The organism is Methylacidiphilum infernorum V4, assembly GCF_000019665.1.
GTDB classification, from domain to species: domain Bacteria; phylum Verrucomicrobiota; class Verrucomicrobiia; order Methylacidiphilales; family Methylacidiphilaceae; genus Methylacidiphilum; species Methylacidiphilum infernorum.
In genome coordinates, this window is sequence record NC_010794.1 from 1,046,717 (window position 1) to 1,070,333 (window position 23,617).

A 23,617-nucleotide genomic window follows, 5' to 3' on the forward strand; every position below is an offset into this window, starting at 1 on the left:
ATCGCTCTTTTGAAACGATCTTTACAGGGAGAGGATCAAGGAAAACAGAGAAGTGGAGTTGCCAACAAAGAAAATTTCCTTAGCTTTGAAAGATGAGGATTTGTTAATCTAAAAAGCTTAGCAGCTACTCAAACTTCAAAGAAAGGAACTTCATGGACCCATTGCTTGTGGATAGCCCTCCCCATTTTTGTGGAAGAGAAGGGGAGCTTAAAGAAGCCATTCAAAAAAGAGAACCGATCTCTTGGGAAACTGCCGGTATAGATTTTGAAAGAATACAAGCGGGGGCATCGATTGCCCTCCATATGCACCAGCCTTTGATTCCAGCGGGAGGAACCGAGCTGAGAACGGCCCGCATCATCAGCAATCTACAATATATGCTCGAACACCTGGGAGAAGGAGATAATCATAATGCTCCTGTCTTTCAGTGGTGTTATCGTCGTATGGGGCAATTTATCCCTGAACTTTTATCCGAGGGTAAAAAACCTCGGGTCATGCTCGACTATTCAGGGTGCCTGCTTTACGGGTTTGAGCAGATGGGAAGCAGAGACATCCTGGATAGCCTCAATAAGCTTGTTAACGATCCTTGGTGTAGGCAGGGCGTGGAATTCCTTGGAACGGCCTGGGGGCATCCCGTCGCTCCTTCAACGCCCATCCAGGATTTTCGGTTGCATGTCCAAGCCTGGCAAGAGCATTTTGCTTCTCTTTTTGGTTTTGAAGCGCTCTCTAGGATAAGGGGCTTTTCTCCGCCCGAAATGGCTCTTCCCAATCATTTAGATGTGGCCTACCATTTTGTTCAGACGTTGCGGGATTGTGGATATGAATGGGTCTTGGTTCAAGAACATACCGTGGAACAACCCGACGGCAAGCCTTTAGCTTGCAAGCATATTCCCCACCGGCTCGTTTGCATCAACTCCCAAGGACAAAAAGCCGAAATCATAGCGATCATTAAAACCCAGGGCTCCGATACGAAACTCGTTGGCCAGATGCAACCCTGGTATGAAGCCAAGGGCCTTAATCGATTAGATCTCGGTGGTCGATCTATCCCTCCCCTTGTTACCCAGATAGCCGACGGGGAAAATGGAGGGGTCATGATGAATGAATTTCCTCCCAAATATTTCGAGGTTGTAAGAGAAGCTTCGGGAAGTCTCACTCCCCTTCTCAACGTTTCAGAGTACCTTGCTTACCTGAGGAGGGTAGGAATCAAAGAAGAAGATTTGCCTCCCATTCAACCCATCCACCAGCACCTGCTTTTTCGAACCTTTGAACCGGCATCGGGGCCGCAAAGGCTTAACGAGGCGATTGAAAAAGTCCGCAAAGAAAATCCAAGGTTTTCTATGGAAGGTGGGAGCTGGACGAATAACATATCGTGGGTAAGGGGATATGGCGATTTACTTGGTCCTATTGCTCATCTCAGCCATCTTTTTTACGAAAAGATTTTACAAAAAGGGGTTTCTCCCTTGGATTCAAACTACAGGCAGGCTTTGTTTTATCTTCTTACCAGTCAAACAAGCTGTTTTCGGTATTGGGGATCGGGGATGTGGACGGAGTTTGGAAAAGAAATTTGCAGGCGCGGTATCGAATTTATCAAAAAAAACTTTTAAATTAAAAAACCGGAAGAATGTCCATACTCCTTAAGCCAACGGTTGAATAAATCCATTCTTTTCTGAATACTGAGAATGGTTTTCCATCTCAATTTAAAAAGAAGGAATTCTTTTTCTCTATTTTCTTGATTTGTCTGCCGGGGTTTCCCCGTTCATTAAAGCCTTGAAGCTCTTTTAGGGTCAAGGAGAAGAATGCAGCCGCAATCCACGCCGGGGGAGAAATTCTTTTTTCCTCTAAAAATCAATTCTTCTCTTTTCCATAAAAAAGTCCGTAGGGAATTTTTCTTCCCGAAAATTCCCTTATCTCGATCACCGGATCATCCCACCGGCTTTCTTTATGGAAGAGAAAACGGTTTATTCTGCCGGGCTTATCCCTAGAACTGCAATGGTTTTGTTCGAAGAGCTGCTCCTTAAAGAATCCTTTGCCGGTTTTTTTTCTCGGCTCAATAAATTGGACATCCCCCTTCCTTTTAATCCCATAACAGGTCTCTATTATAAGGGCTGGAATCGGCTGATCCTAGGGTTAGATGGCCTTGTCAAGGGTTTTTCCGATCCCCGGTGGATGGGGAAAAAACAAGCCTTATCCAAGGGATGGAAACTCAAGAAGAATCAACAATCTTCCTACATTTATATCCCTTTAGCCAAGAAGAGCAGCTCAAAAGGCTATCCTCGGTATGCTTCCAGGGCGGTATATAACGGAGAGCAGTTTGAAGATATTGACCGATCTTCTTTTCCTTTCGCTTTCAAAGAAAAGGGGGAAGATCGCTTGTTCAAACTTGGAGATGCTCTCAAGCTAAAAGTGATTGAAGCTTGCATTGATAAATCCTGTTATCTCCCTGCTCAAGACCTTATTGTCCTGCCTCCGCTTTCCCATTTCAAATCAAAGTTCTGTTTTCAACTTAGCCTTCTTCATGAACTTGCCCATGCTACGGGTCATGAAAGCCGGCTTCATAGAAGGCTTGGGGATAACTACAGGAGCTATTTTTATATCGTCGAGGAAATTCTCGCTGAGTTCTCCACCCTTTTAATCTTTGCCAAGATCCACCCCGGGCTTCAAGGCAGGTCCTTGCAAGAAGCCTTGGAAGAAGATTGGGGTTATCTTCGCCACTGGATCTTTTTATTGGGTGCGGACAACCGTTCGCTGCGCTATGCGATCTTTCAAGGACTGCGGGCTTTTCTTTACCTGGAAGAAAAGCTCCTTGCTATCCCTTTATAGTTCTATCTTACTTGGCTTCCTTGGGGCCCTAGAAATGTTCCCCCTGGAAGAAGCCCTTAGTTTTTCAGGCTAAAAAAAAACGGGGAATAAAGCCGTCTCTTTTTTCACTCTTACTTAACAGATGGAAAGGAGAGCATGAAAAAAACTAAGGCTTTTTTTCTTTTAGGTTATTTTTGTTTCTTTACCGTCCCATTTTCATTCTTTACAGAGAGAGGCTCTGCAGGAGATAAAGGGGAAATAGAACTTTGCGACGCAGACCTCGATCCCGATTTAGAGAGCCATTCTTCATCCTCTTTAATGGGCGAGTTGTCGAAGAAGAACGATCCGGCTGAAAATGTTCCCACCTCGCAGGCCCAGGAAACCGTTGTCCTGGGAAGGGAACCCTCTTTTCTCTTGCCCTGGGAAAACAGCAAGGTTGACCTGGACTCCTCTGAAATATGGTCCGATAAGATAGCCGCTTCCGATGCGCCCGCCGGCCTCATGGGAACGGCCCACATGCATAGAAAGTACCAACCCATGATCGGCTTTTGGTGGATGTACATGAACATGGGGCCCAATTATTACCAGGGGGATACGGCCATGAATCTTAACGGGCTAGAAGCCGTCAGGTTTGCCGGAAAACCTATCGCCATGGGAGATGTCACCATGTTTATGGAGCAGTTCATGCCGATGTTGATGTGGGGACTCACCGACAACCTGACCTTCATGGCGATGTTCCCCATATGGAACAAGCAAATGGATATGGTCGGGCTGCCCATGGGGGGGTTTATGCCCGGAGGAATGCATGGTATGCACGGAATGGGAGGAATGACCGGAGCTGGAGGACTCCCCTTGCAGCCCATGGCCCCAGGAAGCAGAATGTCTATGCAGGCCGTAGGTTTGGGGGATGTCAGTTTTCAATTTATTTACAAGCTCTTGGACTTTCACAGGCATAGGTTGCAGATGAACCTCGGCTTTTCAGTCCCCACGGGTTCTATTGATGAAACCATGCCCGACATGGCAGGCCACCAAGTTTATCCCTACGACATGCAACTCGGATTGGGAGTCCCTACCTTCATCGGAGCATTGACTTACCTTGGACAGAGTGAAGATAGGCATTGGGGCTGGGGTGTGCAGGGATATACGACGGTACCCGTAGGAAGAAATTCCCAGGGCTATGCTTGGGGCAATTCCTTTTTCGGCAACGGGTGGGTTTCCTACAACTTTGCAGAGTGGATTTCTCTTAATTTTAGTGGAGTCGGTTCGTACCAAGGCGGAATCCATGGGGCCAATCCTACCGATGAGCTATCGATTCGCACGGCTCCTTTTGTTGCCATGCCCGACATCGTGGCTGCCTGGACGGGAGGAGAGTGGGCAGGGGCAGCCCTAGGGGTAAACATGAGAATGCCCGGGTTTGCCCGGGAAGGATTCCAAAAGGTTGGCGTTTCGCCTGAAAGTGCCTTTCAAGGGAATTTTCTCACCGCCCAGATTGTCAAACCCGTTTATCAATCTTGGAATGGTATCCAGTACGGAATGAACTGGATGGCGACCGTATCCTGGCAATGGTGGTATTAAAGGCTGCTCTTCGGGTTTGATTGAATCGAGCGGGAAAAAAAAGCTTTTTAATTTTTCCAGGCTAAGAGAAGGGGAGAGTGGGAACCTATGTCATGGTAGCTGAATTTTGAAAAACCCACTTCTTTGAGCCACTGTTCGTATTCTTCGGCGGAATAGATACCTCCTTCCGTAGTGTTGACAAGCATCCGCAGGCCAAAAAGAACCGCTTCCACCGGTTCGGTTCTCTGCCGATTTGGCAGAAATTCAACGATAGCGATGCGTCCAGCCGGGGCGGTCAATCCTGAAAATTTCCGGAGGAGCAGCCGAGACTTTTTTTCTCCCTCGGAATGCAGGATGTTGGCCAAGAAAACCAGGTCGTAGTGCCCTGAGGGATAATCGATCTGCTCGATATTCCCGGCTAAATAACGGTAGCGATCGGCCACTCCATACCTTTGAACATAGCGGTAGGTATGTTCAAGGACTTTAGGAAAATCCACGGCCGTAACCTGGGCTTGGGGATCGGCCAAGGCGACCGCAAGACTCCAGACCGCAGAACCACAGCCGACATCTAAAACGCGCAATCCCTTTGAAAACTTTCCTGCACCTATTGCCTCCGCGGCTTTTATCGCGGGATTTCGGTGGATGATATGAAGAAATTTAATCAGTAGAGGGAAAAATTCTTCGGCTTTAGCCTGGGATTCTACACCTTCCAAGGGCCCCCCTCTACGGATAGCACCTGGCAATTTTTCCCAATCCTCGTTAAGGAAATCACCCCCGAGCAAGTCTCCAATATAATCTGGGCTATCCTTGAGAAGGAGCTGCATGGAAAGGGGAGATAAAGAATACCTTTCTTTGTCTTTTTGAAGAAATCCCAAGGCCGTCAAGGCATCCAAAAAAAACGTCATTCCCCTAAGGCTTGTTTGTGTTTTTTCAGCGATTTGCGGGGCTGTTAGCCAGCTATCTTTGATCGTGCTGAAAAGCTCAAAATGCAGGGCGGACTTTAAAATATGGTAGATGCGAATATCATTGAATGCTCCCAATACGGGCTGAAGATCGAAATTCAGGGCAAAAGTCTCTTTATCCATGTCTTATTTATAACCCAGAAAAACAGCAAGGTGGTGCAAAAAGTAGAGAAAAAATTCAATTATAAAATCGACCTGGGAAAAATTGCCGGCATGAACAAAAGCAGGGCATAAAAAAGGTTATGTCAAAGAAAAAAAGAGAATAAAGGTTGGCTTGAGGTTAACCATAGAGTCTATCCCCGGCATCTCCCAAACCGGGGAGGATGAAACCGCGGGAATCGACCTCCCTATCCACGCAGCCCGTAAAGATCTCGATTTCTTCGTGGGCATGATGGACTGCTTTTATTCCTTCCGGACTTGCAATGCAACAGACGATACGGATGGATAGGGCCCCGTTTTCTTTTAAAAATTCAACGGCTCTTTTGGCCGTACTGCCCGTGGCGAGCATGGGATCCAGAAGAAAGACCCGGTGATGGGGGCTGATTTTAGGGATCTGTCCATGGTAAAGGGTAGCCTGGAAAGTTTTTTCATTTCTTGTAGCTCCCAAAAAAAGAACCTGAGCTTCAGGAATAAGGGATTGAAAACTTTTGAGCATTCCAAGACCCGCTCTTAAAATAGGAACAAGTATGACTTGATCACGCAGGATAAAACAGGAAGTCGTTTCCAGGGGAGTTTCCACTTTGCAAGGCTGCAGGGCAAGGTTTTTTGTTGAAAAGGCAGCCAATATCGTGGAAGCTTGATCAAGATAAGCTGCAAAATTGGTTTTAGAGGTATTTTTATCTCGCAGCTTACTAATTCGATCGCTAAGGAGGGGATGTTCTATGATATGGAGGGACATTAGCTTTAATTTTTAAAATGAAAATAGAGCAAGTTTCATACCCTTTTTGACTCTTCCTTCTAGAAATTATAGGTAATATCTTGTTGCTATGAAAGAAAAACAACTTGAACTTCTCAGGCGCCCAAGAAGGCTGAGAGCAACTAGACAAGTACGAAGCCTGGTAGCGGAAACCCGATTGGATATTGCAGACCTTATTTGTCCTCTCTTTGTTCATGAAAAAGAGGCTAAAGAAGAAATCCCTTCTATGCCGGGGATATGTCGCTACTCCCTGGAAAGCCTTTTGGAAGAATGTGCATTGCTCAAGGAGAAGGGAATTAATGCGGTAGCCCTGTTTCCTTGTATACCGAGGGAAAAAAAAGATAACTTAGGCTCTTATGCCTTGAATCCCGAGGGGATTATCCCTAGAGCGGTAGAAGCAATAAAAAAGACAGTTGCCGATCTGTTGGTCATTACAGATGTAGCCTTGGACCCTTATACCCTCCATGGGCATGACGGGTTGTGGAATGAAAAAATCAAGGATGTGGATAATGACGCTACTGTTGAGATATTGGTTCAAATGGCGGTCATGCTTGCTCAAAAAGGGGCGGATTTTGTCGCTCCATCGGACATGATGGACGGCCGGGTCGGCGCCATAAGAAAGGCACTTGATTCAGAAGGACTTTCAAAAACTTCAATCCTTGCCTATTCCGCTAAATTTGCATCGGCTTTTTATGGCCCCTTTCGGGATGCCGTGGGTTCAGGAAAACAAAAAGGGATGTACCTGGATAAAAAGACCTACCAGCTTAATCCTTCTAATAGCCGAGAAGCTTGTTTGGAGGCGGTACTGGATGAAAAGGAAGGGGCGGATATATTGATGGTGAAGCCCGCCGGTCCTTACCTGGATATCATTCACCGGATCCGGCAAAAGACCTTGCTCCCCCTTGCTGCCTACCAAGTTTCAGGAGAGTATGCCTCGATTATAGCGGCCGGGCTCAAAGGTTGGATTGACCCTAAGCAAGCTGCCTTGGAATCTTTACTGGCTATAAAGAGGGCCGGGGCGGATATCATAATAACCTATTTTGCCGGATCTTTGGCCAGGGATCCTTTTTTTAATTTTTAGTATTGTTATGGAATCTTTCGGGCGATTCAGAGCCGTAGAAGAGGCCTTAGAGGCTTTCCAGCAGTTTTCTGAATTTGCAAGAACAAAATTTAAAGCTCATCCTGATTGGTTAGAGTGGATCAAAAGCATGGAAATTTCTGATCCCGGCCATTTCCGTGGACCGGGAAGGCTCAACATTGATTGGATGGAAAGTCTATCCCGTTATCCTTCAACTTTGCAGGGGCGCATTGAAGCCCTGAAGCAATTAAAACAAAGAGAAATTCTCAGGATAGGTTTTTTCGATTTTTCCTTGGTATGGAACTTGGAGAAAGTTTTGAAAAACCTTTCTCTGGTGGCGGATTTTTGCTTGGAAATCCTTTTAAAACTGGCTAAAGAAGGCCATCCTCCCTTTTGTTCCTTTCCCTTCGCCATTATATCGATGGGAAAATTAGGGGGAAACGAACTCAATTACAGTTCTGATATTGACCTGGTTTTCATCCATAACGGCTCCGATGACCATCACGACAATGCTAACCGTTTGGGTAAAAAAATAGTACAGCTTTTTTCTTTCGCCCATGGCGGCTTTTACCGAATCGATCTCCGGCTAAGGCCAGAAGGCCATAGCGGAATTCTCGTTCCTTCTCTCAAGTATTGTGAAAACTATTATTTTTCCTTGGGAGAAAGCTGGGAGAGGATGGCTTTAATTAAAGCTCGAAGATCGGCTGGAGATAGCTCTCTAGCCTACGAATTTGAAATTTTGCGTTCTCTTTTTTCTTTCCCAAAGCATTTAACCGAAGAAATGTTCGAAGAGGTCATAGAAATCAAGTCCAGGATTGAAAAGGAGATCCTGGCCGAAGATTCCAGGAAGAGAAATATTAAACTTGGAGAAGGAGGCATACGGGAAATCGAATTTATAGTGCAGGCTTTTCAGGTTGTTTATGGGGCCCGTTTCCCTATTCTCCAAGGCCGGTCGACTCTGGAAACCCTCGATTGTCTCTATGAGTGCGGACTCATTCCTGGAAAAGAGGTTGAAGAGCTCAAAAGAGCCTACGTTTTTTTCAGGCAACTAGAAAATAGGCTGCAGATGGTAGCCGATCTTCAAACGCACCTGATACCCGATAATGAAAAAGCAAAGGAGGCAATCGCTTCTTCTTTGGGTTTGGAACTTGAACAGTTTGAAACCCTAATCGAGAATTACAGGGCCACCGTCCGTAGGCTCTTTTCTTCTCTCTTTCCCCTTTCCAATGAAAAAAAAGAGTTTATTTTTAACCTTGAGATCTTTTCTGATCCTCAAAAAGCAAAGCGGGATTTACAATCTCTTGAAGGTGGACATTCCTTTAGAACGATAAAATCCTTGAGGCGGCTTTTTCCTTTATTGGAGGAAAAACTAAAAAACATGGTTGATCCCAACCTCTGTTTGAGCAGGTTTGTCCAGTTTACCGACAAATATGGTCTAAAATCCATGCTTTTTGAATCTTTAGCTTCGAGTCCAAAGGCTCTTGAACTGCTATTGCGGCTTTTTGATTCTAGTTCTTTTTTTACCGAAATTCTCTTGTTTCAACCCGAGCTATTCGAGGATGTATGCAGGAGTGACGGTCTTTACACCAAGAAAACGGTCGATGCTTTTTATAGCGAATTGGCCTTGATTGACAAAGATCATAAGACCCGGTTTCGGATCTATAGAAAAGGGGAACTATTTAGAATATTTTTAAGGGATATTTTAGGTCTTGCCAACCTTCTAGAGATAGAAGAAGAATACACAGCCCTTGCCGAGGCGATACTCAAACGAGCCCTCCAACTTTGCCATGCCAGGTCCAATGCGATCATCGGTATGGGCAGACTAGGGGGAAAAGAGCTTGGATACGGGTCAGATTTGGACTGCCTCTTTATCGGGAATAACTTGAGTGGAGCCTTGGAACTGAACCGGTTTCTTTCTGAAATGTCTCCAGTTGGAATACTCTATAATTTTGATTTTCGGCTAAGACCCCATGGGGAAGGTCCCATTGTTCTCGACGAGAAGGTTTATGAAGATTATTACCGCACTCAAGCCTTGTTCTGGGAAATCCAAGCCTTGCATCGTGCTCGTTTCGTTTGTGGTGATGAACAAAAGGCCCAAAAGTTCATACGGTTTGTTGATGAACTGTGGTTAGACTGGAGCAATCATATTCCCTGGCAGGAATTCTTTGCCTTGAGGGAACGAATCCAAAAGGAAAGAGATAGCCATGTTCCCCCGATTTACCGGTTTAAAACATCTCCAGGAGGTCTTTTAGATATCGAACTGGGTCTCCAGATATGGCTAATGCTCAGGAAAATCCGAGAACCCAGCCTATGGAAGGGTTTTTTATGGTTGGAAAAAGAAGATCCACAAGCTTCTCATGCAGCCCAAAAAGGTTATCTTTTTTTGAGAAAGGTTGAGTCTGTCCTTAGAAGGGAAAGAAATAGCCCGGTATCTGTTCTTCCCGTGGAGGAGCAGGGACAAGCAAAACTGGCCAAGTTGTTGGGATTTAAATCAGCTAAGGATTTCATGGAGTACTATTCTCAAGTCCTGGAGTCGAATCAGAAACTCTTTGAGAGACTAACTTCTCAAAAGCTTCCTTAGCTGCTCGAAGTTCGGCTTCTTTTTTGCTTTTTCCGGATCCTTTACCCAATACTTGGTTTTTCCATGAAACCTCTACTTCATACCATTTATTGTGGGCTTCTCCACTTTCCAGGACGATACGATAGATGGGCAACTCGGTTCCTTTTTTCTGTAAAAATTCTTGGAGGAGTCCCTTTGAGTTTTCATGCTCAACAAAACGCATAGGATCTTTTTCCAGTTCCATAAATAGGGGATTGAATAGCTCAAAGATAAAGCTTTTAGCTCTATCCCATCCTCCATCTAGATATAATGCCCCGATAACCGATTCCAATGCATTGGCCAAGTTAGAAGGTTTGGTTCTACCCTGGTTTTTTTCTTCTCCTTTACCTAAGCGCAAGTACTTCCCGATTTCCAGGAGGGAGGCTAGGGAACACAAGTTCTTACGGCTGACCAGTCGTGCTCTTAATTTGGTCAGTTTACCTTCATCAAAAGAAGGAAAAAGCTGAAAAAGTTTCTCGGTAACGGCAAGGCCTAGGACGGCATCACCGAGAAATTCTAACCTCTGAAAATCTCCCTTGTTGACTCTGATGGATTCAACAAAAAAGGAAGGATGCGTCAACGCTTCTTCAAGCAGCTGCGGATTTTTAAAGGCATAGCCCATTTTTTTTTCTAGTTCTTCAAGCTGCATGGCCTAGAGTGAGGTTTTGCAATCGTGGGCTGGTGTCGGCAGTGACCGAGGATGACATCGACGATGGATTTCTTTGAGATGCTTGAGATTCACATGGGTGTAAATCTGTGTTGTTGCAATATTGGCATGGCCAAGAAGCTCTTGGATGACCCGTAAATCGGCTCCATTTTCCACCAGATGGCTGGCAAAGGTGTGCCTTAAAAGATGAGGATAGACTTTTTTATCAATCCCCCCAAGCCGTGCATAATGAATGATCAACTGCCTTATTCGGGATCGAGTTAAAGGCTGACCTCTCTGGTTCAGAAAAACTTCCCCCCGAGTTTTCTTTGCCAGGAGCTTTGTTCTTCCTTCTGCAATATATTTATCGAGGGCTTCCTTTGCACACTTTCCAATCGGAACCGCTCTTTCTTTGTTTCCTTTTCCCAATACCTTAATCTGAAAGTGTTCCGGGTAGTAGGACTCCAATTTCAAGGATATCAGCTCGGAGACCCTTAATCCTGAACTATAAAGAAGCTCTAGTATTGCTTTATCCCTCCATCCCAATGGGGTATCGGGGAAAGGGGCTTGCAGAAGCTTTTCGATCTCTTTTGTAGTCAAAAACTGGGGCAACCTTGACTGTATAGAGGGTAGCTCTTTGTGATCCAAGGGATTGGTTTTGATTTTATTTTGCTCTTTAAGATACTCAAAAAGGTGGCGTAAGGCAATAATCGTAATTTTAATCGAACTATCCGACAATCCTCTTTTTCTTTCTTCATCCAAGAAAAGCTCAATGTGGCTACTGCGCACCGAACCGATAGAAAGCTTGTGGCTAAGAACCCAATCGAGAAATTTTTCAAGAATTTGGCGGTAAAGAAGCTGGGTATTAATCGCATGGCTTCTTTCTATGGCAAGAAAGGCTAAGGCCTTTTCTATTGTCTTTTGCCAACTCTGTTCGGATGGTTGTGGTTTCACTTTTAGCCGTTTAACATCCCTAAAGTTTGAGGATCACGCACATCCACGCAACGACCGGAGAGTATAAAACCGAAGAGTTTGCCTTCTTGAGAAAGTAGCCGCAAGGCATCGGTCAGTTCATATTCACCGCGTGGAGAAAGAGGCAGAGATTCCATGTATCCGAATATCTTGGGACTCAGGATATATATCCCTGCATTATAAAAAGCTTCTTTCAAGAGTTCGGGTTTTTGAGGCTTTTCTATAATACCCGTAATGCGGCAAAGGGAATCTATAAAGACAGCTCCTCCCTTGGATAGATCCTCCCCTTGAGTAAGTCCCACCAACCCATCTCCCTTATACCCGCGGGCCATTAGTCCGTACTGCAGGGGATCTTCCAGGAGAATATCTCCATAAGACAGAAAGAAAGGTTCATCCTGGACTAAATCTCGGGCAAGGAGGGGAGCTTTTCCTGTTCCGTCTTGAATCTTTTGAAAACGGTAATCTATTTTTACTCCAAGGGATTGCCCTTCCTGGAAATAATCCATGATTTTTTCAGCCCTATATCCCACGACAACACAAAAATGATCTACCTGGGCTTTTTCTTGCAACCCCCTTATTATCCATTCCAGGATGGGCTTGTTTTTTACTTTAAGCATGGGTTTGGGCAGCTCTAGAGTCAACTCTTTCATTCGACTGCCTTTGCCCGCGGCAAGAATGATGGCTTTCATGAATGCCCTTCCATCCGGTTTTCTAGAAAAAAGGCTTTCAGTTCCTGGCAGGCTTTCCCCCTATGACTGACAAGATCTTTTTGTTTTTCATCCAGTTCGGCCATGGTTAAAGAATAACCTTCGGGAATGAATATGGGGTCGTAACCAAAACCTCCTCCGCCTTTTTGTCTATCTGCTATTATGCCATAACAAAAAGCGGTGGTTTCAAAAAGAATTTTTTTCTTCTTGACCAAGACAAGAGCACAAACGAACCTAGCCCTTCGGTCCGTAATATTTTTACTCTGCAGGTTTTTGAGCAGTTTATCTATGTTTTCTTGGGCACTGCTGCCTTCGCCGGCATACCGGCTTGAAAAAATACCGGGTTCTCCATGAAGGGAAAAGACCTCTAAGCCCGAATCATCCGCTAAAACAAATCCCTCGTAAATTTCGGATAAAGCCATCCCTTTCAGCTTTGCATTATCCCTGTAACTCTTTGCAGTTTCATTAGGCAAAAGTCTTTTTAGATCTTCGGGTAAAGCTTCCAGGGTAAGAGGGTAGAGAAGTCTTGAAAATTCAAGGTATTTATGCCGATTCGAGGTGGCCAAGAGAATTTTTTGCATGATCAAAAGAAAACCTTTTTTTTGTAGCCCTCTTGTCGTTCTCTTTTTAGCTTTGGTTTTTGGCTGGATATAAAGCTATATGGTTGCAAAGATAAAAAAAACGGTTAATATGTCAACCATCAACGCAATGGAGAGCATGATCGAGGGCTCCTTGGGCCGGTGGAGGTCTCTTAAGGCCTGACTTAATCCACTTAGGCGCGGTTAGCTCAGAGGCAGAGCATCACCTTGACACGGTGGGGGTCACAGGTTCAAATCCTGTACCGCGCAAGAAAATGTCACCGTTCGTATTTCTAATCGGATAGTTTTTTCTCTAACACCACCTTTTAGAATGAGTAGGGAACCAAAAGGGTAGATTTTTAAGGAACTGTTTTTTCTCTTCTTTGTTTATTTAGAAAAAAAGGAACCATGAAGCCGACCCAAAAACTCCGCGAATTAAGACAAAGCCTTTGGTTGGATAACATCTCCAGGGAAATGCTTGAAAAGGGGATATTGAAAAGGTATATCGATGAATTTTCCATTTCCGGTTTAACCTCCAACCCGACTATTTTTGATCATGCTATTGCCCACTCCCATTTTTACGATAAGAGCATTGTTGAATTGTCTTCTAGGGGATTAGAAGGTGAAGAACTTTTTTTTAAGCTGGCCATAGACGATCTTCAGAGGGCAGCCGATCTTTTCCTCCCCATTCATGAACAGACTTCCAGGAAAGACGGTTGGGTTTCCTTGGAAATTTCTCCCCTTTTGGCTTATGATGCCGAAAAAACTCTTCTAGAAGCTAAAAGGCTTCATGAGGCTTTCCAAAGACCGAATCTTTTCATCAAGATCCCGGGAACAAAAGAAGGCTTACCTGCCATTGAAGAAGCCATCTTTGAGGGAGTTTCGATCAATGTCACTCTTCTCTTTACCCCCGAACATTATAAAGGGGCAGCTGAAGCCTACATGAGGGGGTTGGAAAGGAGACTCTCCAAGGGACTTCCCTTGGACACGGTCTTTTCTGTGGCTTCCTTGTTTGTGAGCCGTTGGGATAAAGCGACCATGAATATTGTACCGGGTAGCCTGAAGAACAAGCTTGGGATTGCTATAGCCAAGAAGACTTACAAGATCTACAGGGATTTGCTTGATTCAGACAGGTGGAATTTGCTTGCACATAAAAAAGCCAATCCCCAGTTGTTGTTATGGGCGAGCACCGGGACGAAAGATCCCCAAGCTTCCGACATTCTTTATGTTAAGAATCTCATAGCCCCGGATACCATTAACACGATGCCTGAAGAAACCCTTTTGGCATTCGCCGATCATGGTCAAATTGGTGAAATTCTGCCTAGAGATGGAGGCGATGCGCAGTACATTTTAGCTCAATATCGCCAGTTGGGAATCGATGACCAAGTCCTGGGACAAAGGCTTCAAAAAGAAGGGGCGGAAGCTTTCATAAATTCTTGGAAAGATCTTCTCAGCTCCTTGAAACAAAAGTCATCCCTCCTTAAGAGCTTCTAGCGCTTCGGAATGTTCTTGTTAAATTGAACATTCCAAGAATTTCCTTTTTCGGGCATTAAACAGGAACACAACATTTTTTCCAGATTGATTGGAATTAAAATGTTATTGTTGATATATTGTATTTTCATGCATCCATCTCTACCTCGACTCTTGAAATTGCAGCAGATGGACCAAAAGATTTTCGAAAGCCGTCAATTCTTGGTCAAGATTCCTCGCGAGATCGAACAAGTTCAAAAACAACTTAAGGCAGAACAGGAGTTAATCAGCCGTTATAAAAAAGAACTTCTGCAAATCGAGCTGTCGATTAAAGAGCTTGAAGAGGAAATTGCCGGCATTAAGTCAAAAATTAACCAGTATAAATTACAGCAGCTTTCAACTAGAAAAAACGAAGAATACCAAGCCCTTTCGCATCAGATCGTAAGTGCGGAATCTAAAGTATCGGCTATGGAAGATAAAATCCTTGAATTGTTGGATAAAAAAGAAATGCTTTCAAAAACTTTCAAAGAACAGGAATCCAAATTCCACCGTTGTTCGGCTGAAATAAACGGCAAGATTGAAAACCTATTGATCCAAAAGAAGATGCTTGAGAAAAACCTCGATCAACTCCTAGAGGAAAGGAAAAACTATGCTTCCGGTCTTGATCAACACTTACTAAAGAACTATCAGAGAATAGCCGCCGCAAAACCGGGTTCAGCCATAGTGCCTGTAACAGACGAAAGTTGTGGAGGCTGTCATATGAAAATGACAAAACAAACCTATCTCAAAGTAAAGTCTTCAGAAGAACTTGTGTTCTGTGAATATTGTGGTAGAATTTTATTTTTTCCCCAATAATTTTTAGACAAATGAACACGACTCAAGAAAATAATATTGCCCAGTTGCTTTCTGCTGCCCTGGCCAAAGTTGAAATCCCAGAAGTACTTGTCAACATGGTATCGCGGCGCGTAAGGCTTTTGGCTAAAGGAGCAAAACCACTTGTAGAAGTTCCTCCTCAATGGAATTACATGCAGATTGCTTTGAAAGAAATTGCAGAGGGAAGGCTAAGTTGGGAGCTTGTACCTCAAGAAGAAAAAGAGGAGTCTTCACCAGAAGCATAAAGGCCGATCGTGCCCAACAGCTTGTCTTAAACAATCGTCCCTAGAACATGGAAAGAGACCTTGTTGTCAATAGGAGGGCGAGGAAAGATTACCAGATTTTAAAGACGCTAGAAGCAGGAATTGTTCTTCTAGGCTCCGAAGTGAAGTCTCTAAAGGCAGGTAAGGGAAGCCTGGAAGGGGCATTTGCAAGAGTAGAAAACGGAGAGGCCTTTCTTTACCAGATGAACATTTCTCCTTATGAAAAAGCTGCCTCCTATGCCCTTCGGGATCCGAAGGCACCGAGAAAGCTTTTGCTTCATAAAAAAGAAATTGGAGAGCTTGCCGGCGCCATTTCCAGGCAGGGAAGAACGATAGTCCCTTTAAAACTTTATTTCCGCCGGGGCAAAATCAAAGTGCTCCTGGGTATAGCTTCTGGAAGAAGCAAAGTCGATAAGAGAGAGAAAATAAAAGAGCAGGAAACGCAAAGAGAAATAAGTAGAGTTCTTAAAAGAAGAAGAGAATTTTAACTCCCCTGAGTATAGGGGAGCTAAACTCTAGTATTGCAAATAGAGCGTAATGGTGTATTATGTAGGGCATGGAAAGCACTATGAGCACGGGCCGGGCGGCCAAGCTGCTGGGGGGTCTCGGTCAAGGCCATGCAGCGATGGGAGCGTGAAGGCCGACTAATTCCTGCGGCGCGGACCGACAGCAACCGAAGGCTTTACACCGAATCACAGCTTCGTGATTTTCTCGGCCTGCGCTATGCGGTGTCCGAGCCGACACGGCTCATCATCGCCGATCGCTGGTATCCGAGCAGTCGCCTGTGTTCGGTTTGCGGGTGGAAGAACGAGGCGCTGACGCTCAAGGATCGGAGCTGGACGTGTCCCGAGTGCGGCACGCACCACGACCGCGACTTCAACGCGGCGCTCAACCTCAAACGGCTGGCAACCGCAACTGCCCTACCCGTGGCGAGTCCGTCTGGTAACAGCGGCACTGCGGCAGAGATGGTCTCTGCCGTAGTCGGGAAAGTTACGCCTGTCAGAGACGATTCCGTTGAGGAATCGGGGCAGGAAGAGAACAGTGCGCACCTTTGCGCACGTTTTTGATAGCAGCATTGCTTAATCCACTTCCTTGGCTTGAAGGATTGGGCCTGCCTGATCAGGGGTTGCCCTTTTACTGAAATTCTTTGTAGTCTTTTTGAGAAGGTGACTTCCCGAAAGCAAAAGGAAGTTCTACCGGGGAAGCATAGGATAGAGGGGACTTTATACCGCCCTGCGCCCCAGCTCATCGCGGTTGAATAAAGGAGAAAGGAGATCCCGGTTGCACTGTCCAATGATCAGGCTTCGGGACTGAAAGTTTCCTTAGCGGAATAAAGAATAAAGTTTTCAAGAACCGAATACTCCGAATAAGAGTGCTCGAGACATTTTTTCCTGGCTTTCAATGGTATCCTGATTGTTTGTCGGGAACCAGGTTAATGGAGAAAATGGCGCAGGTGGGTGAAAATCATCGCCATGTTGTGCTTGTTCGCTGCTTCTATAACTTCCTTGTCTCTAACACTGCCTCCGGGTTGAATAACCACGGTGGCTCCGGCTGAGGCTGCTAATTCTAGGCCGTCCGGAAACGGAAAGAAAGCATCGGAAGCAACGGCGCTTCCTTTTAAAGATAATCCCTCGCGGCCGGCTTTATCGATAGCGATTCTAACGGCATCAACCCTTGAAGGCTGTCCAGCTCCTATTCCCAGTGTTCTATCTGCATCGGAAAAAACGATGGCATTAGACCGCACATGTTTTACTACTTTCCAACCAAAGAGGCATTTATTCATTTCTTCTGGGGTGGGTTTTCGCAAGCTGACAATCTTCATCTTTTCTTGATCTAAAAGCATGTTATCGGGCTCTTGAAGCAAATAAGAATTCCCGCAGAGTGAACGGATTATATACCGGGGAGGAGGAAGTTTATTTAAAGAGACTTGAATAAGCCTCAAGTTCTTTTTCTTTTGTAAAAGTTGTAGGCTTTCTGGTTCATATTCGGGACTCACGATAACTTCTACAAAGATATCGGCGAGGATCTCTGCCAAGGCTGGATCGAGGGGTTTGTTTAGGGCAATGACTCCTCCAAAAGGAGATTCTTTATCCGTCTTAAAAGCTTTTTCAAAGGCTTCTTTAACCGTCATTCCCATGCCTACCCCGCAGGGAGAACTATGTTTAAAAATGGCGGCTATAGCTGAATCGGATCCAAATTCAGATAATATTCTTACGGCTGCATCGATATCTAGAATATTATTGTAAGAGAGATCCTTGCCTTGAAGCTGCTGGAAGTAATTCCAGAAATCTCCATAAAGGGCGGCATGTTGATGGGGATTTTCTCCGTATCGTAAAGGGGAATAGCCGTATAGGGGAATAGAGGATTCCGGAGGAAAGAACCGCATGTGGAGTTTTTCTTGGAAGAACCTCGCAATTTGACTATCGTAATAACTGGTCAGGTTGAAGGCCTTAAACGCCAGTTTCTTACGCAGGGAAGAAGAAGTTGATCCCATTGTTTGTATTTGACTGATCAGCTCTGTATAATCCGCAGGATCAACGACAACGGTCACATGGGGATAATTTTTCGCAGCGCTTCTTGCTAACGTGCAGCCTCCAATATCGATGTATTCGAGCATTTCTTCGATAGGCAAGTTCTTTTTTACAGCGTCAACAAAAGGATAAAAATTAACAATAACGTATTGAATTTGGGGAATGCCCAATTCGGTAATCTCCCTTAGGTGATCCGGCTTCTCTCTTTTATAAAGAATTCCGGCATGAATTTTTGCATGGAGGGTTTTTACTCTCCCTTCGAGCAGTTCAGGAAATCCCGTTACATCCGATACCTCTTGAACGGGAATATGAGCGTTTTTAAGAAGCCTGGCCGTGCCTCCTGTTGAAATGATGTCGATTCCAGCTTGGCTTAAAACCCTGGCTACCTCCACGATACCCGTCTTGTCATATACCGAAAGAAATGCTGCACTCATGAGCTTCTTCCTTATTCGAACTCAGCAATGTCGAACAGTACAAATTAGTTGTCTTTCCCTAAAGATCTTATCGCTCCCTGCCTGCTTCTAAAACGAAAAACATTATTCCAGGTTTTTTTCAAAGCTTCCTTTGGACTGATGTATTTTTTTTCCAAGATAGTACCACGAGCAATAGCTCGAAGAATACCCTGGAGAGAAAATTCTTCTGCATCTACAACCGTATAGGCCGTTCCAATCACGTCCGCATCATGGGCATCACTTGCAGAGATCATGGGTAATTTTCTTTCCTTGGCATAGGCTTGGGCCTTTTGGTTGCATCTTTTGAAGGTTACTGCGGCGTTAAAGACTTCAATCCCGTCCAAAGGTAATTGGTCTAAGACCCGTTTACGGATTCCAGCCCGAAAATAATCAAAGGGATGGGGAGCAATAGCCAATCCTCCCATAGAATGGATGAGGGCAATCGCATCCAGGGCGGGAATACCTTTTAGGTCGGGTAATTTTATTCCCAGGGCAAGGAGGTGGCCTTCTTTAGTCGTAATTTCTTGCCCGGGAATGATAAGAAAGTTGTCGACAGCCAACCCATCTTTCCTAATGAGCCCGATTTGTTCGAAATAATCTATACCGGCTGAAGTATTATGATCGGTCAATGCAAAGCCATTCAATCCCTTGCGTTTTGCAACGCGAACCATTTCCTCCGGTTCCGATACTCCATCCGCGGAAAATCTGGAATGACAATGGAAATCAATTCGATATTGCATACTTATTTTAGCATAGCATATTGATTTTGTTCTGTTTACTTTTTTCTTTTCTATCCTATTATTCATAGCTCTCTGGAGATGGAGAAAAAACAATAGATGCCCCAGCCGGACAATTTTATAGGAAAATTATTCGATAAGGTTGCCTTCAAGTATGATTTTTTAAATCATTGGCTAAGCCTAGGTTTTGATTTTTGGTGGAGAAGAAAACTGGCCTTAAAAATAGCGGAACTAAAGCCCTTTGCCCTTCTCGATGTAGCCACGGGCAGCGGGGATATGTTACTCGCTACGTTACGATGTTGTTCCTCCATTCATACTTACTACGGTGTGGACATTTCAGAAGAAATGCTCACTTTAGCTAAAAAAAAGGGACTTAACAACGTTCTTGCGGCCGAGGCTTCGGATCTTCCATTTTCTTCTTCAACTTTTGATACGACGACTATCGCTTTTGGGTTGAGGAATTTCCAGTGTAGACTAGGGGCACTAAAAGAAATTTTTCGGGTCTTGCGTCCAGGAGGAACTTTATTCGTATTAGAATTTTCTATGCCCAAGGGAGTCATTAAGCCCTTTTATTTATTTTACCTTGTCAAAGTTATTCCCCGTATTGCCGCTCTTGTAGGTGCTCCTAAAGAAGCCTACGATTATCTTGCCCAGTCTATTCTTGAATTCCCACCTACCGAGGCGGTGGTGGACCTTTTTAAGCTAGCGGGATTTTATCCCTGTGGCTCCATTCCTATGACCCTTGGAATCGTCACCCTTTATTGGGGGAAAAAACCTTCATGAGAGCCAGTCCATGAGCTCGAGTGAAAAGAGAGAAAAGCGTTTGAGAAGTGAAGAAACCAAAAAAAACCCTTAAAAAAACTTTTCGTCCTTCTCATCTTCCCGGCTTGATTATCTTTCTTGGGTGAAAAAAATTTGACTTGGAATTATTGCCTCTTTGGGGAGGCTTGCATTGAAAATCACAAGCCAAAAGCCCTGGACTTTCAAGGGAAAATTCCCTTCCCCTGGTCCCGTTGCATGGATTATATCGCAAAGCCCTGCCTTTTGAAGCAAGCTCAAGGGAGGATCCGGTTACTGGGAAACGGTTTTTATAACGATTCTTTGGATAGAGCCCATCGTTGTTGGGGCCTACCGAGCTGCTCTGGCTAGGGATTAGCCTTCCAGTGGGCTGGTTCTATTCGCTGCGGGTTTTAAACATTTTTTTTGGGACAATAAAATTCTTTGGTTCATTGAAGCAAACAAACAGAGCCCGCCTTGATGAAACAAAGCTTTTTCTCCATGAGCTTTGGAAAACGCTAATAAACCTGTTTTAGAAGCTTGATTGATTTGCCGCTAAGAGAGGTGAGCTTTTCAGCTACTGTAGTATCTTTTCTTATTTCATAAGCTATTACGCTGGAAACACAGCGAAAAAAGGCAAGATGTTTTTCTTCATCAATGGCTACAAGCTGGCTATAAACAGCCAACGAAGAGCCAACAGCTTCCCGCCAAATGGATTGTAAAAATTCAGGCCGCGAATACCTTTTTCGTTCAACTCTTTTAAACAAAACCTCAAAAAGGTTTTCTCTTGCTCGGCGTGCTCTTGCCGTGGGGGTCGGTAAGGGCGAGGGTGTAGAATCCGATTTTTCTTTAATCTTTTTTTGGTCTCCGAGAAAACGATCGTAGAGGAGGGATGGAGCTTTTCTTGCATAATAGGTCGTTAAAGTTTCTTTAGAAAAAGGAACTTTGTTCTGGAGTTGAGATTTGAGGAAAAAAGCAAGATTTTCGAACCAACCCTCGTTATAAACTTGTCGATCCAGTTTCAAAGCGGGATACTCAGCTCCTGCTGCACGCAGAATCATGTTCTTTTTTTTCATCCCCTTTTGTTGATAGGCTTAGAAAGCATGTTGACTAAAATTAATTCATAAAACAGCTAATTGCTGTTTTCGGATAGGCTTTTATTGAGTAATTGCTTGCAAGCACTCTTCATCCTTCCCAGTACATAGTAAACAGTTTGACTTCTTATCCTAAAAAGCTCTCCGCCTACTATTTTCTTTATAAATGTCGATGGAATATCCACAACCTGTTGAGGATAGGACCCGCTTAGTCCTTGGCAGAGAATAGAAGTCATAGCCTTGGTCAAGGTTTGCACATGAGGACCTAAATGCATCCGAAAATAGACTTTTCCTTCATCATCGGAAAGGAGATATACGCCCACGGTATCTGTACATTCCTCGTCCCTGCGCACATCGGTTAATACGTACTGTTCATCTTCTCTAGGGGCAAACTGGGAGTAGGCTTCACTGTAGGCAATCAGCATTTCTCGTCTTTCTTCTTCTCCAAGAACCTCAAATGTAGAAATAATATCTTTTAGAGATTTGGGTAATTTATCCATCATTAAAAATAAAAAGTTAATATTTTATCTTTCAATGGGAGCTCCAACTTTATTGCCCCACTCGGTCCAAGAACCATCATAATTCTTCACATTTTTGTGTCCCAGAAGATAAGTCAAGACAAACCAGGTGTGGCTAGAACGTTCTCCAATCCGGCAGTAAACAAGGGTTGGCTTGTCATCGGATACGCCGCAGCCCTCTTCATAGATTTTTGAAAGCTCCTCCGCCGATTTAAAAGTGCCATCCTCGTTAACCGCGGTTTTCCAAGGTACGCTTTTAGCCCCTGGAATATGTCCCCCTCTTAATGCTCCTTCTTGAGGATATTCCGGCATATGAATAAGTTCACCCGTATATTCTCCAGGGGAACGAACATCGATAAGGGGTCCTCTTTTTTCTTTGCAAAAGCGCAAGACTTCATCATAAAAGGCCCTGATTTCCCCATCATGCCGGACCGTCGGTACTGGATAGGAGGATGGTGGAAAAGCGACTTTTTCTTTTGTCAGGGGGCGGCCTTCCTTTATCCATTTATCTCTTCCCCCGTTAAGGATTTTTACTGCGGTATGACCAAATAACCTGAATACCCAAAGAGAGTAACACGCCCACCAATTGGATTTATCTCCATAAAAGATGCAGGTAGTCTCGGGGCTTATCCCTTTTTGGCTGCAAAGCTGGGCAAATCTTTCAGCCGAAATATAATCCCTGATCAAGGGATCATTGAGATCAGCCCTCCAATCAATATTCACGGCATTGGGAATATGCCCGGTATCATAGAGCAGGGGGTCTTCGTTGCTTTCAATGATTCTTATTCCGGGATCGTTCAGGTGCTCTTGTAACCAACTTGTTTCTACTAAGACTTCGGGATGCGCGTAATTTTTCATAGCATGTTTTTCTCCTTATAATATAAAAAGAAAGGGGAAAAGAAAAATAGAATTCCTATAGATTTTATTAATAATTTTTAGCGTTCTTCTTTTCTTAAATTCAATTTTTTGAGCAAGGCATAATCTTTTTCCAATTGAACATTGCTTTGGGTGAGTAATTTTTCACCGATGAAAATCGAATCTACACCCGCTAAATAGCACAAAGTGAGAGTTTTTTCATCGAGTAATTTTCTTCCTGCGGCAAGTCTTATTCTAGATAGCGGGAAGAGGATTCTGGTTGTAGCTATCATTCGGATAAGATCCATGTAATCCAGGGGAGGCGTCCCATAAAAAGGAGTTCCTTCAATGGGCATGTAAACGTTGATGGGTATGCTCTCCGGGGCTTCGGGCAGGGAATACAGACAGAAAAGCATTTCCAGTCTATCTTTTAGCCTCTCTCCCATGCCTATTATTCCACCAGAACAGAGTTTTAAACCTACTTTTTGTACAATTCTAATGGTTTGCAATCGGTCTTCAAAACGGTGAGTGGAGGCGATCCTTGGATAATAACTAGGACCCGTGTTTAAATTATGGTTATACACCTTAAGTCCAGATTCTTTTAACATTAAGGCGGTTTTTTCCGTTAAAAATCCGGCAGAAAGACACAATTCCATGCCCAGGGAACTGATCTTCGAAATAATTTTGCAAATCTTTTTTGTTTTTGTTTCTCCTTCGAATAACCCCCTCCAAGCCGCTCCAAGACAAAACCGGCTAGCTCCCTTTTCTTTAGCTTGCAATCCCGCTTGAAGGATCTCTTCTTCATCAAGTAATGCTCCTTTTTCGATAGGGGTTCGGTAGTGGGCACTCTGAGCACAATATTTGCAATCTTCACTGCAACCTCCGCTTTTGATGTTGAGAAGTTGGCAAAACTGTACCCCATTTCTGCCCGATAATTTTTTCGCTTGGAGTGCTTCCCCCAACAATTCATCCAGGGGTCGGTGATAGATCTGCTCAATAGCACAATAATCCTTCATGGCTCTCCACAATATTCAATCTTTAGTTCCATAACAATGTTTTACCGATTTCCTTGTGGAAAAATCGGCTCGATTGAAAATATTAAAAAGTTTCCAACTGAACTTTTATAAAATTTTTCTCCGTCCTTTCGAATTCTTTACTAGGGGGTTTTTTTGATTTTCCATTTTTTTGCCGTTTCCCGGGTTTGCCCCTCTTTGAGTTGTTCCCTATATTGAAATTCAT

At 44.2% G+C, this 23,617-nt stretch carries 22 protein-coding genes, 1 tRNA gene and 2 pseudogenes; 13 read left to right on the forward strand and 12 right to left on the reverse strand.

From position 1 onward, the window contains the following. Positions 1-152: 152 nt before the first annotated feature. From MINF_RS04925 to MINF_RS04940, 3 genes are all read left to right on the forward strand, one after another. Complete coding sequence (locus MINF_RS04925; protein ID WP_012463441.1) at positions 153-1,601, forward strand: hypothetical protein; 1,449 nt, start codon at positions 153-155, stop codon at positions 1,599-1,601. Between the two features lie 337 nt (positions 1,602-1,938). Further along, positions 1,939-2,817, forward strand: coding sequence for a zincin-like metallopeptidase domain-containing protein (locus MINF_RS04935; RefSeq protein ID WP_079200424.1), 879 nt, complete (start codon positions 1,939-1,941; stop codon positions 2,815-2,817). 135 nt (positions 2,818-2,952) lie between these two features. Continuing rightward, positions 2,953-4,371, forward strand: coding sequence for a hypothetical protein (locus MINF_RS04940; protein WP_012463446.1), 1,419 nt, complete (start codon positions 2,953-2,955; stop codon positions 4,369-4,371). A 47-nt stretch (positions 4,372-4,418) separates the two neighbouring features. Here the strand turns inward: MINF_RS04940 and MINF_RS04945 are convergent, their stop codons facing one another. Continuing rightward, positions 4,419-5,435, reverse strand: coding sequence for a class I SAM-dependent methyltransferase (locus MINF_RS04945; protein WP_012463447.1), 1,017 nt, complete (start codon positions 5,433-5,435; stop codon positions 4,419-4,421). 157 nt (positions 5,436-5,592) lie between these two features. Then, complete coding sequence (upp, locus tag MINF_RS04950) at positions 5,593-6,210, reverse strand: uracil phosphoribosyltransferase (protein WP_012463448.1); 618 nt, start codon at positions 6,208-6,210, stop codon at positions 5,593-5,595. A gap of 88 nt (positions 6,211-6,298) precedes the next feature. On the opposite strand from upp, the gene hemB reads away from it, so the two are divergent. Both hemB and MINF_RS04960 read left to right on the forward strand, forming a co-directional pair. Continuing rightward, positions 6,299-7,309, forward strand: coding sequence for a porphobilinogen synthase (hemB, locus tag MINF_RS04955; RefSeq protein WP_012463449.1), 1,011 nt, complete (start codon positions 6,299-6,301; stop codon positions 7,307-7,309). Positions 7,310-7,316: 7 nt separating this feature from the next. Then, positions 7,317-9,887 carry a [protein-PII] uridylyltransferase family protein gene (locus tag MINF_RS04960; protein ID WP_048810471.1) on the forward strand — a complete coding sequence of 857 codons (2,571 nt, stop codon included), beginning with the start codon at positions 7,317-7,319 and terminating at the stop codon, positions 9,885-9,887. Here MINF_RS04960 and rnc read toward each other — a convergent pair. The 4 genes from rnc to rdgB are packed head-to-tail and all read right to left on the reverse strand — an operon-like array spanning position 9,811 to position 12,811. Next, complete coding sequence (rnc, locus tag MINF_RS04965; protein WP_012463451.1) at positions 9,811-10,554, reverse strand: ribonuclease III; 744 nt, start codon at positions 10,552-10,554, stop codon at positions 9,811-9,813. The genes MINF_RS04960 and rnc overlap by 77 nt on opposite strands. A gap of 3 nt (positions 10,555-10,557) precedes the next feature. After that, positions 10,558-11,505 carry a tyrosine recombinase gene (locus tag MINF_RS04970; protein ID WP_012463452.1) on the reverse strand — a complete coding sequence of 316 codons (948 nt, stop codon included), beginning with the start codon at positions 11,503-11,505 and terminating at the stop codon, positions 10,558-10,560. 2 nt (positions 11,506-11,507) lie between these two features. Then, positions 11,508-12,212, reverse strand: a complete 705-nt coding sequence (locus MINF_RS04975; protein ID WP_012463453.1) for a nucleotidyltransferase family protein — start codon at positions 12,210-12,212, stop codon at positions 11,508-11,510. After that, positions 12,209-12,811, reverse strand: a complete 603-nt coding sequence (rdgB, locus tag MINF_RS04980; RefSeq protein ID WP_238523563.1) for an RdgB/HAM1 family non-canonical purine NTP pyrophosphatase — start codon at positions 12,809-12,811, stop codon at positions 12,209-12,211. Before rdgB ends, MINF_RS04975 begins: the two co-directional genes overlap by 4 nt. 195 nt (positions 12,812-13,006) lie before the next feature. On the opposite strand from rdgB, the gene MINF_RS04985 reads away from it, so the two are divergent. The 7 genes and pseudogenes from MINF_RS04985 to MINF_RS05010 form a co-directional block, all read left to right on the forward strand. Beyond that, positions 13,007-13,078 (forward strand) — tRNA-Val (locus MINF_RS04985). Positions 13,079-13,216: 138 nt separating this feature from the next. Continuing rightward, the gene (tal, locus tag MINF_RS04990; RefSeq protein WP_012463455.1) at positions 13,217-14,302 is read left to right on the forward strand and encodes a transaldolase; all 1,086 of its coding nucleotides are present in this window, start codon (positions 13,217-13,219) and stop codon (positions 14,300-14,302) included. Between the two features lie 126 nt (positions 14,303-14,428). Further along, positions 14,429-15,133 (forward strand): zinc ribbon domain-containing protein, encoded by a 705-nt coding sequence (locus tag MINF_RS04995; RefSeq protein WP_148205146.1) that lies wholly within the window; start codon positions 14,429-14,431, stop codon positions 15,131-15,133. A gap of 11 nt (positions 15,134-15,144) precedes the next feature. Next, entirely contained in the window at positions 15,145-15,396 is a 252-nt protein-coding gene (locus MINF_RS05000) for a DNA-directed RNA polymerase subunit omega (RefSeq protein ID WP_012463458.1), read from the forward strand. 47 nt (positions 15,397-15,443) lie between these two features. Continuing rightward, positions 15,444-15,902, forward strand: a complete 459-nt coding sequence (smpB, locus tag MINF_RS05005) for an SsrA-binding protein SmpB (RefSeq protein WP_012463459.1) — start codon at positions 15,444-15,446, stop codon at positions 15,900-15,902. A gap of 68 nt (positions 15,903-15,970) precedes the next feature. Beyond that, positions 15,971-16,166 (forward strand): annotated as a pseudogene (locus tag MINF_RS12025) (MerR family DNA-binding transcriptional regulator); the annotation flags it as partial. Beyond that, positions 16,155-16,481 (forward strand): annotated as a pseudogene (locus MINF_RS05010) (zinc ribbon domain-containing protein); the annotation flags it as partial. The pseudogenes MINF_RS12025 and MINF_RS05010, both read left to right, overlap by 12 nt. 365 nt (positions 16,482-16,846) lie before the next feature. Here the strand turns inward: MINF_RS05010 and purH are convergent. Next, positions 16,847-18,379, reverse strand: a complete 1,533-nt coding sequence (gene purH / locus MINF_RS05015; RefSeq protein WP_012463463.1) for a bifunctional phosphoribosylaminoimidazolecarboxamide formyltransferase/IMP cyclohydrolase — start codon at positions 18,377-18,379, stop codon at positions 16,847-16,849. A 44-nt stretch (positions 18,380-18,423) separates the two neighbouring features. Then, a complete protein-coding gene (locus tag MINF_RS05020; protein WP_048810165.1) occupies positions 18,424-19,137 on the reverse strand; it encodes a CehA/McbA family metallohydrolase in 714 nt (237 codons plus the stop codon). A gap of 96 nt (positions 19,138-19,233) precedes the next feature. Here MINF_RS05020 and MINF_RS05025 point away from each other — a divergent pair, with 96 nt between their 5' ends. Beyond that, the gene (locus MINF_RS05025) at positions 19,234-19,917 is read left to right on the forward strand and encodes a ubiquinone/menaquinone biosynthesis methyltransferase (protein WP_012463465.1); all 684 of its coding nucleotides are present in this window, start codon (positions 19,234-19,236) and stop codon (positions 19,915-19,917) included. A 512-nt stretch (positions 19,918-20,429) separates the two neighbouring features. Here the strand turns inward: MINF_RS05025 and MINF_RS05035 are convergent. The 4 genes from MINF_RS05035 to bioB all read right to left on the reverse strand — a co-directional run bounded on the left by MINF_RS05035 (position 20,430) and on the right by bioB (position 23,394). Next, positions 20,430-20,987, reverse strand: coding sequence for a hypothetical protein (locus MINF_RS05035; protein WP_012463468.1), 558 nt, complete (start codon positions 20,985-20,987; stop codon positions 20,430-20,432). A gap of 56 nt (positions 20,988-21,043) precedes the next feature. After that, positions 21,044-21,508 carry a SufE family protein gene (locus MINF_RS05040; RefSeq protein ID WP_012463469.1) on the reverse strand — a complete coding sequence of 155 codons (465 nt, stop codon included), beginning with the start codon at positions 21,506-21,508 and terminating at the stop codon, positions 21,044-21,046. 21 nt (positions 21,509-21,529) lie between these two features. Next, complete coding sequence (locus MINF_RS05045) at positions 21,530-22,381, reverse strand: sulfurtransferase (RefSeq protein ID WP_012463470.1); 852 nt, start codon at positions 22,379-22,381, stop codon at positions 21,530-21,532. A 77-nt stretch (positions 22,382-22,458) separates the two neighbouring features. Beyond that, positions 22,459-23,394: a biotin synthase BioB gene (gene bioB / locus MINF_RS05050; protein ID WP_048810166.1), complete on the reverse strand. Its 936-nt coding sequence runs from the start codon at positions 23,392-23,394 to the stop codon at positions 22,459-22,461. Positions 23,395-23,617: the final 223 nt, after the last annotated feature.

Coding starts and splice junctions, on each gene's coding strand:
- MINF_RS05000 (WP_012463458.1), top strand. CDS start 15,145: ATGAACACGACTCAAGAAAATAATATTGCCCAGTTGCTTTCTGCTGCC.
- bioB (WP_048810166.1), bottom strand. CDS start 23,394: ATGAAGGATTATTGTGCTATTGAGCAGATCTATCACCGACCCCTGGAT.
- MINF_RS05025 (WP_012463465.1), top strand. CDS start 19,234: ATGCCCCAGCCGGACAATTTTATAGGAAAATTATTCGATAAGGTTGCC.
- smpB (WP_012463459.1), top strand. CDS start 15,444: ATGGAAAGAGACCTTGTTGTCAATAGGAGGGCGAGGAAAGATTACCAG.
- MINF_RS04945 (WP_012463447.1), bottom strand. CDS start 5,435: ATGGATAAAGAGACTTTTGCCCTGAATTTCGATCTTCAGCCCGTATTG.
- MINF_RS05040 (WP_012463469.1), bottom strand. CDS start 21,508: ATGATGGATAAATTACCCAAATCTCTAAAAGATATTATTTCTACATTT.
- hemB (WP_012463449.1), top strand. CDS start 6,299: ATGAAAGAAAAACAACTTGAACTTCTCAGGCGCCCAAGAAGGCTGAGA.
- MINF_RS04935 (WP_079200424.1), top strand. CDS start 1,939: ATGGAAGAGAAAACGGTTTATTCTGCCGGGCTTATCCCTAGAACTGCA.
- rdgB (WP_238523563.1), bottom strand. CDS start 12,811: ATGCAAAAAATTCTCTTGGCCACCTCGAATCGGCATAAATACCTTGAA.
- MINF_RS04925 (WP_012463441.1), top strand. CDS start 153: ATGGACCCATTGCTTGTGGATAGCCCTCCCCATTTTTGTGGAAGAGAA.
- tal (WP_012463455.1), top strand. CDS start 13,217: ATGAAGCCGACCCAAAAACTCCGCGAATTAAGACAAAGCCTTTGGTTG.
- MINF_RS04940 (WP_012463446.1), top strand. CDS start 2,953: ATGAAAAAAACTAAGGCTTTTTTTCTTTTAGGTTATTTTTGTTTCTTT.
- MINF_RS05045 (WP_012463470.1), bottom strand. CDS start 22,381: ATGAAAAATTACGCGCATCCCGAAGTCTTAGTAGAAACAAGTTGGTTA.
- MINF_RS04975 (WP_012463453.1), bottom strand. CDS start 12,212: ATGAAAGCCATCATTCTTGCCGCGGGCAAAGGCAGTCGAATGAAAGAG.
- rnc (WP_012463451.1), bottom strand. CDS start 10,554: ATGCAGCTTGAAGAACTAGAAAAAAAAATGGGCTATGCCTTTAAAAAT.
- MINF_RS05020 (WP_048810165.1), bottom strand. CDS start 19,137: ATGCAATATCGAATTGATTTCCATTGTCATTCCAGATTTTCCGCGGAT.
- purH (WP_012463463.1), bottom strand. CDS start 18,379: ATGAGTGCAGCATTTCTTTCGGTATATGACAAGACGGGTATCGTGGAG.
- MINF_RS04995 (WP_148205146.1), top strand. CDS start 14,429: ATGCATCCATCTCTACCTCGACTCTTGAAATTGCAGCAGATGGACCAA.
- MINF_RS05035 (WP_012463468.1), bottom strand. CDS start 20,987: ATGAAAAAAAAGAACATGATTCTGCGTGCAGCAGGAGCTGAGTATCCC.
- upp (WP_012463448.1), bottom strand. CDS start 6,210: ATGTCCCTCCATATCATAGAACATCCCCTCCTTAGCGATCGAATTAGT.
- MINF_RS04960 (WP_048810471.1), top strand. CDS start 7,317: ATGGAATCTTTCGGGCGATTCAGAGCCGTAGAAGAGGCCTTAGAGGCT.